This window comes from Mesorhizobium maamorense (genome assembly GCF_044998965.1).
In the GTDB taxonomy this organism is placed as follows: domain Bacteria; phylum Pseudomonadota; class Alphaproteobacteria; order Rhizobiales; family Rhizobiaceae; genus Mesorhizobium.
In genome coordinates this window covers 1,106,575-1,122,047 of record NZ_CP173356.1, presented here as the reverse complement: position 1 = coordinate 1,122,047, position 15,473 = coordinate 1,106,575, and the positions used below count along the sequence as shown (strand labels likewise).

At 64.5% G+C, this 15,473-nt stretch carries 18 protein-coding genes and 2 pseudogenes; 9 read left to right on the top strand and 11 right to left on the bottom strand.

Annotated features, from left to right (window positions below; genetic code table 11):
* Positions 1-5: 5 nt before the first annotated feature.
* From ACIU1A_RS05785 to ACIU1A_RS05765, 5 genes are all read right to left on the bottom strand, one after another.
* Positions 6-1,778 carry a tetratricopeptide repeat protein gene (locus ACIU1A_RS05785; RefSeq protein WP_404926834.1) on the bottom strand — a complete coding sequence of 591 codons (1,773 nt, stop codon included), beginning with the start codon at positions 1,776-1,778 and terminating at the stop codon, positions 6-8.
* A gap of 159 nt (positions 1,779-1,937) precedes the next feature.
* Positions 1,938-2,405: a DUF1284 domain-containing protein gene (locus ACIU1A_RS05780; protein WP_140675012.1), complete on the bottom strand. Its 468-nt coding sequence runs from the start codon at positions 2,403-2,405 to the stop codon at positions 1,938-1,940.
* Positions 2,406-2,413: 8 nt separating this feature from the next.
* Positions 2,414-2,995, bottom strand: coding sequence for a biotin transporter BioY (locus tag ACIU1A_RS05775; protein ID WP_140675015.1), 582 nt, complete (start codon positions 2,993-2,995; stop codon positions 2,414-2,416).
* Positions 2,996-3,100: 105 nt separating this feature from the next.
* A complete protein-coding gene (locus ACIU1A_RS05770) occupies positions 3,101-3,769 on the bottom strand; it encodes a GntR family transcriptional regulator (protein ID WP_140497988.1) in 669 nt (222 codons plus the stop codon).
* A gap of 106 nt (positions 3,770-3,875) precedes the next feature.
* Positions 3,876-4,892: a polyprenyl synthetase family protein gene (locus ACIU1A_RS05765; RefSeq protein WP_140514769.1), complete on the bottom strand. Its 1,017-nt coding sequence runs from the start codon at positions 4,890-4,892 to the stop codon at positions 3,876-3,878.
* A 165-nt stretch (positions 4,893-5,057) separates the two neighbouring features.
* On the opposite strand from ACIU1A_RS05765, the gene ACIU1A_RS05760 reads away from it, so the two are divergent.
* The 7 genes and pseudogenes from ACIU1A_RS05760 (at position 5,058) to ACIU1A_RS05730 (ending at position 9,395) form a co-directional block, all read left to right on the top strand.
* Positions 5,058-5,282, top strand: a complete 225-nt coding sequence (locus ACIU1A_RS05760) for a DUF2007 domain-containing protein (protein WP_135901951.1) — start codon at positions 5,058-5,060, stop codon at positions 5,280-5,282.
* Positions 5,282-6,082 carry a methyltransferase gene (locus ACIU1A_RS05755; RefSeq protein WP_140497984.1) on the top strand — a complete coding sequence of 267 codons (801 nt, stop codon included), beginning with the start codon at positions 5,282-5,284 and terminating at the stop codon, positions 6,080-6,082. Before ACIU1A_RS05760 ends, ACIU1A_RS05755 begins: the two co-directional genes overlap by 1 nt.
* Positions 6,083-6,169: 87 nt before the next feature.
* Positions 6,170-7,034: pseudogene (locus ACIU1A_RS05750) on the top strand (S49 family peptidase).
* A 137-nt stretch (positions 7,035-7,171) separates the two neighbouring features.
* Positions 7,172-7,357: a hypothetical protein gene (locus tag ACIU1A_RS05745; protein WP_140497980.1), complete on the top strand. Its 186-nt coding sequence runs from the start codon at positions 7,172-7,174 to the stop codon at positions 7,355-7,357.
* A gap of 50 nt (positions 7,358-7,407) precedes the next feature.
* Complete coding sequence (locus tag ACIU1A_RS05740) at positions 7,408-8,286, top strand: 4-(cytidine 5'-diphospho)-2-C-methyl-D-erythritol kinase (RefSeq protein ID WP_404926833.1); 879 nt, start codon at positions 7,408-7,410, stop codon at positions 8,284-8,286.
* Complete coding sequence (gene moaB, locus ACIU1A_RS05735) at positions 8,273-8,827, top strand: molybdenum cofactor biosynthesis protein B (RefSeq protein ID WP_140818319.1); 555 nt, start codon at positions 8,273-8,275, stop codon at positions 8,825-8,827. Before ACIU1A_RS05740 ends, moaB begins: the two co-directional genes overlap by 14 nt.
* A 322-nt stretch (positions 8,828-9,149) precedes the next feature.
* Positions 9,150-9,395: a hypothetical protein gene (locus ACIU1A_RS05730; RefSeq protein ID WP_140671798.1), complete on the top strand. Its 246-nt coding sequence runs from the start codon at positions 9,150-9,152 to the stop codon at positions 9,393-9,395.
* A gap of 148 nt (positions 9,396-9,543) precedes the next feature.
* On the opposite strand, the gene ACIU1A_RS05725 is transcribed toward ACIU1A_RS05730, so the two are convergent.
* Positions 9,544-10,068 (bottom strand): glycosyltransferase, encoded by a 525-nt coding sequence (locus tag ACIU1A_RS05725; protein ID WP_140514953.1) that lies wholly within the window; start codon positions 10,066-10,068, stop codon positions 9,544-9,546.
* Positions 10,069-10,218: 150 nt separating this feature from the next.
* Here ACIU1A_RS05725 and ACIU1A_RS05720 point away from each other — a divergent pair.
* A pseudogene (locus ACIU1A_RS05720) lies at positions 10,219-11,374 on the top strand (PA0069 family radical SAM protein).
* 142 nt (positions 11,375-11,516) lie between these two features.
* On the top strand, positions 11,517-12,212 hold the full coding sequence (locus ACIU1A_RS05715) for a ribonuclease HII (protein ID WP_404926832.1): 696 nt from the start codon (positions 11,517-11,519) through the stop codon (positions 12,210-12,212).
* Between the two features lie 321 nt (positions 12,213-12,533).
* Here the strand turns inward: ACIU1A_RS05715 and ACIU1A_RS05710 are convergent, their stop codons facing one another.
* The 5 genes from ACIU1A_RS05710 to ACIU1A_RS05690 all read right to left on the bottom strand — a co-directional run bounded on the left by ACIU1A_RS05710 (position 12,534) and on the right by ACIU1A_RS05690 (position 15,283).
* Positions 12,534-13,025 carry a F0F1 ATP synthase subunit B gene (locus tag ACIU1A_RS05710; protein WP_140514758.1) on the bottom strand — a complete coding sequence of 164 codons (492 nt, stop codon included), beginning with the start codon at positions 13,023-13,025 and terminating at the stop codon, positions 12,534-12,536.
* Between the two features lie 10 nt (positions 13,026-13,035).
* Complete coding sequence (locus ACIU1A_RS05705) at positions 13,036-13,635, bottom strand: F0F1 ATP synthase subunit B (protein WP_140671796.1); 600 nt, start codon at positions 13,633-13,635, stop codon at positions 13,036-13,038.
* A 94-nt stretch (positions 13,636-13,729) separates the two neighbouring features.
* On the bottom strand, positions 13,730-13,954 hold the full coding sequence (locus ACIU1A_RS05700; protein ID WP_140497964.1) for a F0F1 ATP synthase subunit C: 225 nt from the start codon (positions 13,952-13,954) through the stop codon (positions 13,730-13,732).
* 84 nt (positions 13,955-14,038) lie between these two features.
* On the bottom strand, positions 14,039-14,797 hold the full coding sequence (locus ACIU1A_RS05695; RefSeq protein WP_140497962.1) for a F0F1 ATP synthase subunit A: 759 nt from the start codon (positions 14,795-14,797) through the stop codon (positions 14,039-14,041).
* 87 nt (positions 14,798-14,884) lie between these two features.
* Positions 14,885-15,283 (bottom strand): AtpZ/AtpI family protein, encoded by a 399-nt coding sequence (locus tag ACIU1A_RS05690; RefSeq protein ID WP_140498124.1) that lies wholly within the window; start codon positions 15,281-15,283, stop codon positions 14,885-14,887.
* Between the last annotated feature and the right edge of the window lie 190 nt (positions 15,284-15,473).

The window sequence follows — 15,473 nt, the reverse complement described above, 5'->3', positions numbered from 1 at the left end:
TCATCTTAGCCCTTCGGCGCGGCCGGCGCCGGCTTGACCTTGGGGGTTTCCTGCGCCGTGTTGGACTCGATCGGCGGCAGGCCCTTCATCAGCTTCTGCTGCAAGGCGGCAAGCACGTCGGGATCCGGCTTCAGGTCGCGCGCCTGGTTCCACTGGAAGGTGGCTTCGAGTTTGCGGCCGACGCGCCAGTAGGCGTCGCCGAGATGGTCGTTCAGCACCGGATCTTCCGGCTTCAGCGACACCGCGCGTTCCATTTCGCGCACCGCGTCATCGTACCTGCCGAGGCGGAAATAGGCCCAGCCCAGCGAGTCGACGATGTAACCGTCGCTCGGCCTGAGATCGACGGCCTTCTGGATCATCGCCAGGCCTTCCTTCAGGTTCATATTCATGTCGACCCAGGAATAGCCGAGATAGTTCAGCACCTGCGGCTGGTCGGGCTGCAATTCCAGCGCCTTGCGGAAATTCGGCTCGGCCTTCGGCCATTCCTTCAGCCGCTCATAGGCGATGCCGCGCTGGTAGAAGATATTCCAGTTGGCGGCGGTCGGCGTCTTCAGCGTCTCGACGGCCTTGTCGTAGAGATTGGCGGCGGAACGGAAATCCTCCTTCGACGAATAAACCCCACCAAGCGCCAGATAGGCGCGCATGTCGTTGGGATGCGCATCGACGAAGGCCTTCAAATGCGTGATCGCCTCGTCATGGCGATCGAGATCGGCAAGGTTGAGGCCAAGCTGCAGGTCCGAAAGCTCCTTCAGCGGCGAGCTATCCGGTATCCGTCGGTAGAGCGCGATGGCCCCCTCGCCGTCCTTCAGCTGTTCGGAAACGGCGGCAAGCTGCACCAGGGCGGCATCGCTGTCGGGCTTCAGCGCCAGCGCATATTGCAGATAGAGCCTGACGAAAGGCTCACCGCCGCCGCGATTGAGCGCGGTCGCCAGATCAAGCAGTATCTCGGAGGCTCCGTCGGAGGGACCGGCAACGAAAGGCGGGATCTTGTCACCCTTGCTGATCCTGTCGCGCAAGGCGACGATTTCGAGCTTGCCCGGCGAAAACGCCTCGGCCTGGTCAAGCACCGATATCGCCTTGGCCGTGTCGCCCTTGCGTGCCAGGAACGAGGCATAGGCCTGCGCATTGCGCATCCAGGTTTCGGGAGCCGCACTGCCGGCAGCGGTGTCCTGCATGGTCGCGGCATAGATCGCGTCGGCCTTCTCAGGCATGTTGGACGCGTCGGCGATCAGCGCGCGGTGGAAGGATTTGAACAGGCCGAACCAGTCCGGCCCTTGCAGCTTGTCGATGAATGCCATCGCCTCGCTGGGGTCGCCGGCGCCCTCTTGGCCCCAGCCGGACATGACGCCGGAGATCAGCCGGTCGAGATCGGATTCCAGCGACAGCTTCAACCAATACTGCGCCTTGGAAAAATCCTTCTTGTGGAAGGAATCGACCGCCAGCGCCAGGCGCGAGAACCGTTCGACGTCGGGAACTTCCTTGAGCTTGTCGGCATAGACAAGGGATTCGTCGAAGCGGCCTTGCGCGATCAGCGACAGCATCAGGCTCTGCTGCAGGCCCGTATCGCTTGGATCGAAGGCCAGGGCCTGCTTGTAGTAGGCAATGGCATTATCCAGGTCGTTGTCACCCTCGGCGATCCGGGCAGCGAGATAGGCTCCCGAGAAAGATGTGATCTTCACCGGCTCGGTGGTCTGCTTGGCATAGGCCGGCAGCGCCGAAATCGCCATGCCCGTCACAAGTGCCAGCCTTGTCAGCCAGCGCGCACGTCCCTGCTGCATCGTATCCCTTTCAGCCAGGCGCCATCTCCGCGTCAGCGGGATCGACGTAGATTCGATCTTTCGGAGAAAAGCATGGCCTTTTTGGGGTCACGCTTCAATCCGCCTCGAATTCACAATCGGGTCACCCGATTAACAAACCATGCCGGCAAAGAACGGCTTTCAGCCCGAAACCGGCGCATCGGCGTCAGGAGTGCCCGGAAGACCGGAGGGCCGCAGGCGCGCGCCCTGATATCCGCCTGACGCCACCGCGCTGCACAGGCCGCTCCATTCACAGCCTCGGCAGGCCTCGCGCGTGAGGCCGGCCGAGAAGGCCTGCCGCATCCGCGCTAGCATGTCCGCACCGGGATCGAGGCGCGCACCGGCCCGGATTGGTCGCCCGAGCAAGGCGCCGGCATCGTGGGCGGCAACCCGGTCCCGCTCGGCGGCGCTGTCCCGCAGGCAATGTGGCTCCTGTTCATCCAGCAACGGTGCGCAGATGTCGTCCGGGCCGGACACGACCAGTATGTCCTCGCCCCGGCCAAGGCGCTGCGCGATACCGTCGTAGTTGGCCGTGAATGCGGGGCTGTATCCCTTGCCCACATAGGTGAGCAGGCAAAGGAGGTGATGAGCGCGCAGCCTTATCGTCACGGCTGGCGCTATTTCGCCTTGCCGCGCGGGAGCGCCATCAGCGTGGCGGCGCCAAGCGCCGACTTGAGCAGGCCACCGAGGACAAACGGCAGGAAGCCGAAGGCAACAGCCTTCTCGGCGCCGATGATGACGGCGAGCCACGCCGTGCCAAGGGCTAGGCACAGCAGGTTGCCGAGCAGCATGGCGGCAAAGGCAAGCACGACCCTGCCGCCGTTCCAACCGCGCTCCGCCAGCCAGCCGACCAGTACGCCGACAACCGGGAAGGCGAAGAGGTAGCCGCCCGTCGGACCAATGAAATGTTGTACGCCGGCAGCCCCGCCGGCCAGAACCGGGAAGCCGACCGCACCCTCGGCCAGCCAGGCGGCGATGGTGATCGCGCCCAGCCGCCAGCCGTAGAGCGCGCCGACCAGCGTCACGGCAAAGGTCTGCATCGTCACCGGAACCGGCACCATCGGCACCTCGATGTAGGAGGACAGCGCCAGGAACAGGGTGCCGAGCACGACGGCGCCCGCCTGCCAGCCGAGCGATCGCTCCTGAAGCCGGAGCGGGCTGAAGGACGGTTTTGCGGACGAGAACGCGATGTCGGTCATAGGGGCTCCCTTGGTCGATCCAAAATTATAGATAATTTTTGCCTTCGATCTATTATCGAAGCCACAATTTTCGGACGATGGCAAGGCACGCCTTGCGCAAGGCGGTTAGCCCACGATCGCGAAGGCCTCTCGCGTGGTGCCGGAGGCTGTCCTGACCGGCTTGCGGCCAATCCATTGCACGTGCCGCCCCAATGTCGCCGCGGCCGATTCGGTGTTGCCCTGCCGCAAGGCGGCCAATATCGCCCGGTGGTCCTGGTCGGTACGGGTCTCCCATTCCGAGCGCCATGCGGCGAACAGGAAACGGGCGCTTGCGGCGTGCAGGTCATCGATGGTGGCGAGAAGACGCGACATGCCGCATGGCGTCAGGATCAACCGGTGAAAGGCGCGGTTGGCTTCTTCCCACGACCTGACGTCCCGGGATTTGTCGCCGGCCTTGCTGGCCTCCTCGGCCCGATCGAGAATAGCGGAGGTCAGATGCGGCGCCGCGTGGCGCAGCGCCAGCACTTCGAGCGCCGCCCGCATTTCGGCGACCTCCTTGACCTCGCCGAGGTCGAAAGCCGCCACGCGCACGCCGCGGCGCGGTTCGCTGACGGCGAGGCCTTGCGCCTCGAGGCGGCGAAAGGCCTCGCGCACGGGCACATGGCTGGTATTAAACTCCTCGGCGACATGGTCCTGCCGCAACCGGGCGCCCGGCTCGATCGCGCCCGAGATGATGCGATCCGCCAGAACCTTGCCGATGCGCACCGCGATGGTGTCGTCCGTGCCCTTTGCCATGTTTTATAGATAATTTGCAGCCGGGCAGCTTGTCGAGGCGGCGGAGAAGGATTCACGGATTTCTCCCCAGCACGAGCCAGAGGAGAGCTGCGTGAAAGGCAGCGGCTCAGTTCACCCGGCTGATGCAGAAGTCGATGACGTCGATCAGCGCCGATTTCTGCGGCGTCGCCTCCAGCGGCGCCAGCGCGTCGCGGGCGATCTCGCCGAAATGACGGGCGCGCCCGATCGTGTCGGCGATCGCGCCGTGGTGGGTCATCAGCCCGATCGCCTTTTCGAGGCCGGCGTCATCGGTGACATTGTCCTCGATGGCCCGCTTCCAGAAGGTGCGCTCGGCCTTGCTGCCGCGCCGGTAGGCGAGAATGACCGGCAGCGTCACCTTGCCCTCGCGAAAATCGTCGCCGACATTCTTGCCCAGATCCTTGCTGGTGCCGCCATAGTCCAGCGCATCGTCGATCAGCTGGAAGGCGAGCCCGAGATTCATGCCGTAGGAGCGCAAGGCGGCGCGGTCGTTGCGCGTCGCCTGGGCGATGACGGGGCCGACCTCGGCGGCAGCCGAGAACAAGGCCGCGGTCTTGGCCTTGATGACGGCGAAATGCTCGTCCTCGGTGGTCTCCAGGTTCTTGGCGGCGGCAAGCTGCATGACCTCGCCCTCGGCGATGATCGAGGCCGCGCTCGACAGGATGTCGAGCGCCTCCAGCGAACCGACATCGACCATCATGCGGAATGCCTGGCCAAGCAGGAAGTCGCCGACCAGCACGCTAGCCTGGTTGCCCCAGATCATGCGGGCCGTCTTCTTGCCGCGTCGCATGCCGCTCTCGTCGACGACGTCGTCGTGGAGCAGCGTCGCCGTGTGCATGAACTCGACCGATGTGGCGAGCTTGACGTGGCCCTCGCCGGCATAGCCGAACATCTGTGCGGCGGCGAGCGTCAGCATTGGCCTGAGCCGCTTGCCGCCCGACGAGATCAAGTGGTTGGCGACCTCCGGGATCATCTCGACATCGGATCCGGCCTTCGACAGGATCAATTCGTTGACGCGCCCCATGTCGGCCGCCGTCAGGTCGATCAGATCCTTGATGGAGGCGGGTTCCCGCTTTCCGTTTTCGATGTTGAGAACGACACCCACGACAAACTCTCCCGTCTGATGTAACGCGTGCGACGGCACCCTTAGTTCCGTTACGGACTCTAGGGCGGCGAACGCGGCCACGGCAAGTGGCGAATTGGCGCGGCTTCTCTGGTTTCGGGCCTCGCATGCGTTTACATGAACGCGGCAAACTGAGAGTTTCGTCCGATGATAGAGCTCATTCGCACCAACGACGCGGTCATCATCTCCTTCGTCGAATCGCTGATGCGCGATGCCGGCATCGGCTGCTTCGTGGCCGACCAGAATATGAGCGTGCTCGACGGCTCGCTCGGCATCCTGCCGCGGCGCGTCATGGTCGACGCCGACAAGGCCGACGCGGCGCGGCGCATCCTGACGGATGCCGGCATCGCCAACGAGATCCGCCAAAAATAATGTCCGCCGCGCCAGCCGCCCTCGCCCCGGACACGCCAGCCCACACGGTCGATGCCTTCCATCGCGGCCGGTTCTGGCTGGTGCAGCCCAAGCATGGCGGCCATCGCGCCGGCATGGACGCCATGATGCTGGCGGCTGCCGTGCCGTCCTCCTTCGGCGGGCGTCTCGCCGATTTCGGCGCCGGCGCCGGTGCCGCGGCACTTGCCGTTCTGGCGCGCTGCCCGACGGCCCGGGCCGTGCTGGTCGAACGCGCGCCGGAAATGGCGGCTTTCGCCGCGGCCACGCTCGCGCATCCCGGCAACGCTCACCTCGTCGACCGCGCTTCGGTGCTCGTCGCCAATGTCGCGCTTTCGGGCCGCGCCAGGACGGCGGCCGGCCTCGGCGACAATGATTTCGATTTCGTCATCATGAATCCGCCCTTCAACGCCGCGCAGGACCGCGCCACGCCCGAGCGCTTGAGAAAGGAAGCGCATGTCATGGAGGACGGGCTGTTAGAGGGCTGGATCCGCAGTGCCGCAGCAGTGGTCAGGCCGCGCGGCGGGCTTGCCGTCATCGCGCGGCCTGAGCAACTCGGTTCGCTTCTCGATGCGATCGCGGGCCGTTTCGGCGACGCCGAGATGCTGGCCGTGCATCCCCGTCCCGATGCCGCGGCGATCCGCATCATCGTCAGGGCAACGTTCGGGGCGCGCGGCAAACTCGCCATCCGGCCGCCGTTGATGCTTCACGCGCAGACGGGCGACGGCCCGTCGGAACGGACGGAGATGATCAACAACGGCCTCGCCTCCCTGTTCGGAGATTGAACACAAACTGGCCGCGATGGCCGCGGCATTGCCGTTGGCCTTGAAATTCCTACATGCTGGCAACCCATCGAGCGGAGATCGACCTCAGTGAAACGCCTTTTCAACCGCCTGCTGCCGAAATCCTGGCGTTCCACGGTCGTCACCATTCCGGTTATCCGGTTGCACGGCACCATCCTGGCGGGCGGCGGCCCGTTCCGTCCCAGCCTGTCGCTTGCCTCCACCGCCGGGCTGATCGAAAAGGCGTTTTCCTTCGACGCGCCTGCGATCGCCATCTCCATCAATTCGCCCGGGGGCTCGCCGGTGCAGTCGCGGCTGATCTTCAAGCGTATCCGCGACCTCGCGATCGAGAAGAACAGAAAGGTGCTGGTCTTCGTCGAGGACGTCGCTGCCTCGGGCGGCTACATGATCGCGGTCGCCGGCGACGAGATTTTCGCCGATCCATCATCCATCGTCGGCTCGATCGGCGTGGTCTCGGCTTCGTTCGGCTTCCCGGAGCTGATGAAGAAGATCGGCGTCGAGCGCCGCGTCCATACGGCAGGGCAGAACAAGTCGGTGCTCGATCCGTTCAAGCCCGAGAAAAAGGAAGACATCGAACGGCTGAAGGCGCTGCAGCTCGAAGTGCACGAAACCTTCATCGATCTGGTCAAGGAGCGGCGCGGCACCAAGCTCAAGGACGATCCCGACCTGTTCACGGGCCTGTTCTGGACCGGCAAGCGCGGCCTGGAGCTTGGGCTTGTCGATGCGCTCGGCGACATGCGATCCGTGCTCAAGACGCGGTTCGGGGCGAAAAACCCAACTCAAGCTGATCTCGGCGCCGCGCGGTTTGTTCGGCCGCTTCGGGCTGTTCGGCTCGAGCAAGGGATTTTCGGCGCCCGATATTGCCGCCGCTGCCACCGGCGGCGTGATCGATGCGGCGCAAGAGCGCGCTCTGTGGGCGCGCTTCGGGCTTTGAAAACCTGGCAAAACCGTCTAGCATGAACCTCGAAGTTCCATGCATGTCGTTTTTCTCCAGAAACCGCCTTTGGACGACATGCGCCAACCGACCCGACCGGCCGCCCTTCGCCGGCCCAGCGTGGGAGGAGTTTTGATATGCCGCAGATCATTTTCTTCGCCGTCGTCGGGATCGCCGCTTATTTTGGCTACCGCACCTTCATCCGCGAGGCCGAGCGCGTAACCGCCAAGGTGCGGCGCACCGAAAAGCAGACGGCAAACGGCGCGATGGGGACGCTGGTGAAGGATCCGAAGACCGGCGAGTACCGGCTGGCCAAGGACTGATCCTCATTTCACTCGCAATCGAGAGCCTGGAATCCGGCCGGCGCGTCCGGATGTGGCCGGCGCCCGCCAAGATAAACCTCGCTCTGCATGTCACCGGCAGGCGCGATGACGGGTATCATCTGATCGAAAGCCTGGCGGTGTTCACGCGCTTTGGTGACAGGATCGAGATCGCGCTTGCCGAGCGAGACGATTTCAGCGTGTCCGGCCGCTACGGTCCGGATGTTCCCGTCGACGGCAGCAATCTGGTGCTCAGGGCGCGTGACGCGCTGCGGCAGGCAGCCGGTCCTCGCGGCACGCCGCCGGTCGCCATCAAGCTCGAAAAGAACCTGCCCGTCGCTTCCGGCGTCGGCGGCGGGTCGAGCGATGCGGCAGCAGTTCTGCGCGGGCTTGCGGCAAGCTGGCAACTCGACATCGACGATGTCGCGCTGGCGCGGATCGGGCTTTCGCTCGGCGCCGACATTCCCATGTGCCTGGCGGCCAGGCCGCTGATTGCACGCGGCATCGGCGAGGTGCTGTCGATCGTGCCTGATTTCTCGGCGCTCGGACTGGTGCTGGTCAATCCCGGCAAGGCGGTCTCGACGGCCGACGTATTCAACGCGCTGTCGCGGCGCGACAATGATCCGCTGCCGCCGCTGCCGCGCGTGGTCGACTTCCACGGCCTGCGCAACTGGCTGGAGATAACGCGCAACGATCTCGAGCCGGCGGCCCGCGCCATCGAGCCCGACATCGGCAAGGCACTTTCGGTGCTGAACAAGGCCGGGGCCGGTTTTGCCCGCATGTCGGGTTCCGGCGCCACGTGCTTCGGCCTGTTCGAGACCGGCAACGTCGCCAAGCGTGCGGCCGCGGACATCCGTGCCCGGCAACCCGACTGGTTCGTCGCCGCGACGCGCAGCATGACGACGGAGGCAGATGCCCATGGCCAGGACTGACGAGAGCCGTTCCTTCATTCCGGTCCGCATCGCGGTGCTGACCGTTTCCGACACGCGCAGCCTTGCCGACGACAGGTCCGGCCAGACGCTGGCCGATCGCATCGCGGATGCCGGCCACATCCTCGCCGCCCGCGATATCGTCACCGACGATGGAGACAAGATCCGCAACAAGGTGCTCGGCTGGTCGAAGGATGATGGGATCGATGTGGTCATCACCACCGGCGGCACCGGCTTCACCGGGCGCGACGTGACGCCGGACGCACTGGAGCCGATCTTCGAAAAGCGCATGGATGGTTTTTCCGAGGTGTTCCACCGCATTTCCTACGACAAGATCGGCACCTCCACGATCCAGAGCCGGGCGACCGGCGGCGTCGTCAACGCCACCTTCGTCTTCGTGCTGCCGGGCTCGCCCGGCGCCTGCAAGGATGCCTGGGACGGCATCTTGAAGGCGCAGCTCGACTACCGGCACATGCCCTGCAACTTCGTCGAGATCATGCCGCGCCTGGACGAGCACCTGCGGCGCGGCATGTCGGCTCCGTGAAAGCCGAGGCAAGGCGCTGGTTTCACGCCGCGTTTGCCAGGCAGAACACCGCCTTCGCCTTCGAAAGACCATTCCAAACCGGATGCGGCAGGACGTATCGTCTCGCGGCGGCGGCCATCGCCGTTGAAGACGGGCGGACGCGATGACAGTGCATAATGGCGGGTGCCATTGCGGCAACATACGCCTTCGATTTTCAACCGAGCTCGATCCATCGACAATCGAGGTTCGCGCCTGCCAGTGCTCGTTCTGTACCAAGCATGGCTCGCGCGCCGTCGCCGATCCGGACGGCAGGCTGGTCATCTCAGTCAAGGACATCCAGCGATTGAAGAAATACCGTTTTGGATTGGGGACGGCCGACTACCTGATCTGCGGTGAATGCGGTGTCTATACCGCCGCAATCGCCGGAGAGGACGATGCCAGGGCAATCGTCATCATCAACGCCCTGGACGATCAAAGGTCGTTCAGTCAGGAACCGATCCCGGTCGACTACGACGCGGAAAGCAAGGCACAGCGTCAAGCCAGACGTCGTCTTCGCTGGATGCCTGTGGAGATGCGTTTTAGCGAATGACCGGCTCGCCGTGGAAGCGCCGGCGCGAGGACCGCGAGACACCGAAACCACTTCCATCATCAGCCGCGGCCGGCGCGCCGGCACCCGCGTGATCGGAAACTGGCTGCGCGTCACATGTGCAACGCACGTAGACAGAGCAGCTGCAAAATCATTTGGACGGGCGGTGCTCTTGTTTTGCCGGAGCGGCCCAGATTTCGGCATCCAGCCGCTTGGTCGCCAGGCCGCGAGCGAGAGCCTCGGCGCTGCCGGCTCTTTTCGACAAGGATGTGGCCTGGCGCTTGCTGATCAGCAGCCCGTCGGCCAAGGCACGGTTTCCCGAGAAGATACGGGCCAGGAATGGCGCGCGGCCGGCGCGTGTGCGTGAAAACCGCGCCGCCATGGTTTGCCTCGCTGTATGCGCAACGACCTCGTCGATCCATCCGTCGACCAGCCGCGCGCCCGGTTCCAGCAGCAACAGCCAATCGCCTTTCGCGTGCCGGATGGCCGCCGCGACGCCGTCGGTCGCATACTGGCACCCGGCATGCTCGGCGACGCGATGGGTCTGGTCGGTGGAACCGGTGTCGCAGACGATGACCTCGCGCACCACGCCCTCGACCGCGCCGCCGATCAGCGTCGCCAGGGTGCGAGCGAGGCCCTCCTCGTCATTGTGGGTCTCTATGAGAACGGTGAGCATCATTTGCCGAATAGCGGAAAGCGGAACGCAGCGCCAGTTTTTGCGGCGCACCATAGAAAGTTCTTGCTTTGTTCTCGTTCGGCAAATAGGATTAAATTCATGAGCAGAGCGATTCGAAACAACATGGACAGTCCCTGGGAGCGGGCGAAGATGGAACCGATCATGCGCGCCGACATTGCCGCCTTCGGAGCAGGACGAGCCGAAATGGCCAATGCTATGATCGAGCAGAGCGGCATGCGCGTGCGTCCGGACCGCAACCGCGGCCGGTCGGCAGGCATCAACCCGTCCGGCCGGTTCGAGCCGGTCAGCCGGCATGTCTTCGACGATGGCTGGAACTCGCTGGAGGAACTGCCTCCCTTCAAGACCGAGGTGCAGGTCGAGAAGCCGCGTACCATAATCACCCGCAATGAATCGCCCGACATCTCCTTCGACCGCTCGATCAATCCCTATCGCGGCTGCGAGCATGGCTGCGTCTATTGCTTTGCGCGGCCGACGCACAGTTTCATGGGCCTGTCGCCGGGGCTGGATTTCGAGATCCAAACTGTTCGCCAAGCCCGACGCGGCGCGCCTGCTCGACAAGGAACTGTCGAAGGACGGTTACCAGCCGCGAACCATCGCCATCGGCACCAATACCGATCCCTACCAGCCGATCGAGAAGCAGTACCGGATCATGCGCGAGATCCTCGAAGTGCTGGAGGCGCGCGGCCACCCGGTCGGCATCGTCACCAAATCCGCCCTGGTGACGCGCGATATCGACATCTTGTCACGCATGGCTGAACGGGGCCTCGCCAAGGTGGCGTTGTCGGTGACCACGCTCGACCGCATGCTGGCGCGCACCATGGAGCCACGCGCCTCGACGCCGGCCAAGCGGCTGGAGGCGATCAGGCAGCTTGCGGATGCCGGCATCCCTGCTTCGGTCATGGTGGCGCCGATCATCCCCGGGCTGACCGATCAGGAGATGGAACGCATCCTCGATTCGGCGCACCATGCCGGCGCACGCGAGGCGGGCTATGTCGTGCTGCGCCTGCCGCTCGAGGTCAGCCCGATCTTCAAGGACTGGCTGCTGCGCCACTATCCCGACCGCTATCGCCATGTGATGTCGCTGATCCGCTCGATGCGCGAGGGCAAGGATTACGATTCGGAATGGGGCAAGCGCATGAAGGGCGCGGGTCCTTACGCCTGGCAGATCGGCCGGCGCTTCGAAATCACCGCCAAGCGGCTCGGTCTCAATGCCGAGCGGCGCACGCTGCGGACCGACCAGTTCGTCGCCGCCGGCAAGGACCAGGAGCAGTTGATGCTGCTTTGAACGACCGCGGCTGTTTGCCGCCGTGGCGAAAAAATCCCGTCCGGCCTGCCCCGGCCTGCAGACGGTGCCCTCCCGGTCCGGCGCCCCACCCGACCCGGAGGGACTTGCGGAGAATCAGAGCCGATGCGAACCTCGCCGCAACATGGCTCGCGCGCGTTCTGATTCTCCGCCTCTCTTCGAAATCGTCGAGAAACCCGATTTCTCCTTCGAGACGAAGGCGATGGCCGAAGGCCTGTGGCCGGTCGCGGGGATGGACGAGGCCGGACGCGGCCCGCTGGCCGGACCGGTGGTGGCGGCTGCGGTCGTGCTCGACCCTGCCAACATCCCCGACGGCCTCGACGATTCCAAACGGCTCAGCCATTTGCAGCGCGAGGAGCTGTTCGTGCGCATCATCGGCTCCGCGCTCGGCGTGTCGATGGCCTCGGTCAGCGCCGAGGGCATTGACGGCAGCAACATCCTCAAGGCGAGCCTGGAGGCGATGCGCCGTGCGGTCGCCGGCCTGCCGGTGCAGCCGAAGCTCGCGCTTGCCGATGGGCGCGACGTGCCGCCGGGCCTGCCTTGCACGGGGCGCGCGCTGATCAAGGGCGACCAGCGCTCGCAATCCATAGCCGCCGCCTCGATCGTCGCCAAGGTGATGCGCGACCGCATGATGTGCGGCTGCGGCAGCCATCACCAGCACTACGGCTTCGAAGTGCATATGGGCTATGCCACGGTCCGCCATCGCACCGCGATCGAGACGCACGGGCCGGTGGCGCGGCTGCACCGCGTGTCGTTCGCGCCATTCAGGCTTGAAGGTGCCGAGGTGGTGGAAGAAGAGAGCTTCGCCGGGCTGGATTAGGGCGGCTCGATCTATCTTGCGTTGGTAGGATTGGCGAAAGCGGCGGTGACAGCCAATCTCCCCCTCGTGGGAGAGATGTCCGGCAGGACAGAGGGGGGCGCTGTCCCTCCAGCCTATCAGTTAGTCTTGCCCAGGTTCCCTGCACTATCGGCACCCAATTCAGCTGATTTTGAATCGAGCGCTGGCGTTCCTTCGCGCCCCCCTCTGCCCTGCCGGGCATCTCCCCCACGAGAGGGGAGATCGGCAGCGTTGACCTCCGCGCCACAACAAAAAAGCCGCCGGGTTTCCCAGGCGACTTTTTTCATTTCTGTTGTTTTCAGCTCAGTTCAGCTTCGCCTTCACATCGGCGAGCGAGGTCTTGAACAGGTCGGCTCCCGCCTTGGCGTCGATCTTGCCGGCGAGCAGCGTGCGAGCGGCTTCGACGGCGATGTCGACGGCGCTGGCGCGCACTTCGCCGATCGCCTCGCGCTCGGCCTGGCCGATCTTCTGTTCGGCAAGAGCGGTGCGCCGCGCGACGTAGTCCTCGGTCTTCTTGTGCGCCTCGGCGGCGAGCAGTTCGGCTTCGCGCTTGGCCGCGGCGACGATGTCTGCGGCCTCCTGCTCGGCTTCCTTGCGCTTGCGCTGGTATTGGCCAAGCAACTGCTGGGCCTCCTCGCGCAGCCTGCGCGCCTCGTCAAGCTCGCTGCTGATCCTGGCGGCGCGGGCATCGAGCGCCTTGGCGATCAGGCGGGGCACCTTGATGTAGATGGCGATACCCAAAAAGATGACCAGGGCGATCGTGGCCCAGAGCGTTGCAAGAGATGTGGCGTCCATGATGCGCTCCTCACCCGGCCACGGACTTGACCGCGGCCGCGATCTCGGCCTTGCTGGCCTTGCCGCCGACCAGCGCCTCGACGATCGCCGAGGCAGTGTCCTCGGCGATGCTGCCGACTTCCTTCATGGCGTTGGCCTTGATGGAAGAAATGCGCGCCTCGGCCTCGCCGAGCTTCTCGTCGAGCGCGGCCTCGATCTTCTTGCGCGCGGTCTCGGCTTCCGCCTTGGCCGCGTCATTGGCCTGCTGGCCGATGGCGTTGGCGTTCTTCTTGGCTTCCGCCAATTCCTGCTCGTAAGCAGCAACGGCGGCGTCGGCCTCGCCCTTCAACCTCGCGGCCTGATCGAGATCCTGGCTGATGCGGTCGTTGCGGACATCGATGATGCCGCCAACGCGCGGCACCACCACCCTCTTCAGGAAGAGGTAGAAGAGCCCGAACGTGATCGCCAGCCAAAGAAGCTGCGACGGAAACGTCGCCGGATCGAATGGCGGAAACATGCCATGCGCTTCGGCAGGTACGCTGGTGCCGGAATGCGTGGCGCCTTCCGTCGCAGCGTGGCCAGCCTCGGTGGCAGGCGCGGACTCTTGCGCAAAGGCAGATGTCACGAACATGGACTATCCCCTGATATCAGACCCGCCGCTCTCGCGGCCGGCCTGTCCAATCTTCCCATAGCTTGGCCAAATAGCGGCTCAGCCAAACAGGGGCTCAGCCGAACAGGGCCAGCAGCGCGATGAGAAGCGAGAAGATGCCCAGAGCTTCGGTCACGGCGAAGCCGAAGATCAGACGGCCGAACTGGCCATCGGCGGCCGACGGGTTGCGCAGCGCGCCCGAGAGATAGCTGCCGAAGATGTTGCCGAGGCCAATGCCCGCGCCGCCCATGCCGAGGCAAGCGATGCCGGCGCCGATGTACTTTGCTGCTTCTACGTCCATTTGTTCAACTCCTTTGGATCTGAAATTCCGTTGCGATTCCATTCCGGCGGCAATGTTGAAAACTCTTGCGCCGGAAATTTTTTATCAGTGCCCCGGGTGCAGGGCGTCGTTGAGATACATGCAGGTCAGCACCGCGAACACATAGGCCTGAAGGAAGGCGACCAGCAGTTCGAGCGCGGTCAACGCCACGGCCATCGCCAGCGGCAGCACCGAGCCAGCGACGCCGACCGCGCCCAGCGCCGAGAGGCTGACGACGAAGCCGGAGAAGACCTTCAGCGTGATGTGCCCGGCGAGCATGTTGGCGAACAGACGAACCGAGAGGCTGACAGGGCGCGAGACGAAGGAGATCACTTCGATCAGCACCACCAGCGGCAGCAGGAACACCGGCACGCCTTGCGGCACGAACAGCTTGAGGAAACCAAGGCCGTGCTTGCCGAAACCGTAGACGATCACGGTGCCGATAACCAAGACGGCGAGGCCGAAGGTGACGATGATGTGGCTGGTGACGGTGAAGAAATAGGGGAACAGGCCAAGCAGGTTGGCGACCAGCACGAACATGAACAGGGAAAACACGAAGGGAAAGAACTTCATGCCCTGCGTGCCGGCGGCGTCGCGCAACATGTTGCCGACGAATTCATAGGCCATTTCGGAGATCGATTGCAGCCGGCCGGGAACGAGGCTGCGGCTCGACGTCGTCAGAAACAGGAATGCCGCGGCGACAACCACGGTCGCGACCATGAACAGCGCCGAATTGGTAAAGGACAAGTCGTAGCCGCCGATATCGATCGGTATCAGCTTGTTGATATGGAACTGGTGGATCGGATCGACCTTGTCAGCTGCCACGTTCAAACCCCGTCAGTGCCGCATGCGGCCTTGTTACCATGCCGCCCGTCGAAAGGCGGCTATTTCCAAATGCCGCCTGAAGGGCGGTCACTTGCTGTCGTCGCGGCCAGAGCGCGATTTGTCGCCCTGTCCGAATTCCGCCACAACGCCTGCCGAACGCATGACATTGAGCACGCCCGCGCCAAAACCAAGCAGCAGAAACACGATCAGACCCCATGGCGATGTCCCCGCCAGACGGTCGATGATCCAGCCGATGGCGGCACCGACCACCACCCCGGCGATGAACTCGCTGGACAGCTTGAGTGCCTGACCGTACCCGGTCACTGGTTTCGCGTCTTTCCCCTCGAGCCGGTCCGGCCGTCTTGTCGCAAGCGATGCTTCAAGTTCACGCCGGCGGCGCTCAAGTTCGTCGTCGCGGATGGCGGCTTCGTGCTGCTTGCCGCGGCCGGTTTCTCCGGTTCCGCCTGGCCCAGTTTCATCGGCCATCGCAACCCCCCTGCCCGGGCAGACCGTCACCGTCCGTCCGCTTCTAAAGTCGCCGGCAACATAGTTAGAGGGTTTGCGCCCGTCAAGCCACGGGCGGAAGTTCGTTACCATGTATTTTATACAATGAAATCAATATAATAGAGAGGTGCGACATCGTGCCCGCCATGGCGGCGCGGACGCCTTGAGCGAA

Excerpts from the sequence above, each read along its gene's own strand:
- ACIU1A_RS05785 (WP_404926834.1), bottom strand. The coding sequence starts at position 1,778 with ATGCAGCAGGGACGTGCGCGCTGGCTGACAAGGCTGGCACTTGTGACG.
- ACIU1A_RS05775 (WP_140675015.1), bottom strand. The coding sequence starts at position 2,995 with ATGACCGACATCGCGTTCTCGTCCGCAAAACCGTCCTTCAGCCCGCTC.
- ACIU1A_RS05770 (WP_140497988.1), bottom strand. The coding sequence starts at position 3,769 with ATGGCAAAGGGCACGGACGACACCATCGCGGTGCGCATCGGCAAGGTT.
- ACIU1A_RS05760 (WP_135901951.1), top strand. The coding sequence starts at position 5,058 with ATGATAGAGCTCATTCGCACCAACGACGCGGTCATCATCTCCTTCGTC.
- ACIU1A_RS05755 (WP_140497984.1), top strand. The coding sequence starts at position 5,282 with ATGTCCGCCGCGCCAGCCGCCCTCGCCCCGGACACGCCAGCCCACACG.
- ACIU1A_RS05745 (WP_140497980.1), top strand. The coding sequence starts at position 7,172 with ATGCCGCAGATCATTTTCTTCGCCGTCGTCGGGATCGCCGCTTATTTT.
- ACIU1A_RS05740 (WP_404926833.1), top strand. The coding sequence starts at position 7,408 with ATGTGGCCGGCGCCCGCCAAGATAAACCTCGCTCTGCATGTCACCGGC.
- moaB (WP_140818319.1), top strand. The coding sequence starts at position 8,273 with ATGGCCAGGACTGACGAGAGCCGTTCCTTCATTCCGGTCCGCATCGCG.
- ACIU1A_RS05725 (WP_140514953.1), bottom strand. The coding sequence starts at position 10,068 with ATGCTCACCGTTCTCATAGAGACCCACAATGACGAGGAGGGCCTCGCT.
- ACIU1A_RS05715 (WP_404926832.1), top strand. The coding sequence starts at position 11,517 with ATGGCTCGCGCGCGTTCTGATTCTCCGCCTCTCTTCGAAATCGTCGAG.
- ACIU1A_RS05710 (WP_140514758.1), bottom strand. The coding sequence starts at position 13,025 with ATGGACGCCACATCTCTTGCAACGCTCTGGGCCACGATCGCCCTGGTC.
- ACIU1A_RS05705 (WP_140671796.1), bottom strand. The coding sequence starts at position 13,635 with ATGTTCGTGACATCTGCCTTTGCGCAAGAGTCCGCGCCTGCCACCGAG.
- ACIU1A_RS05700 (WP_140497964.1), bottom strand. The coding sequence starts at position 13,954 with ATGGACGTAGAAGCAGCAAAGTACATCGGCGCCGGCATCGCTTGCCTC.
- ACIU1A_RS05690 (WP_140498124.1), bottom strand. The coding sequence starts at position 15,283 with ATGGCCGATGAAACTGGGCCAGGCGGAACCGGAGAAACCGGCCGCGGC.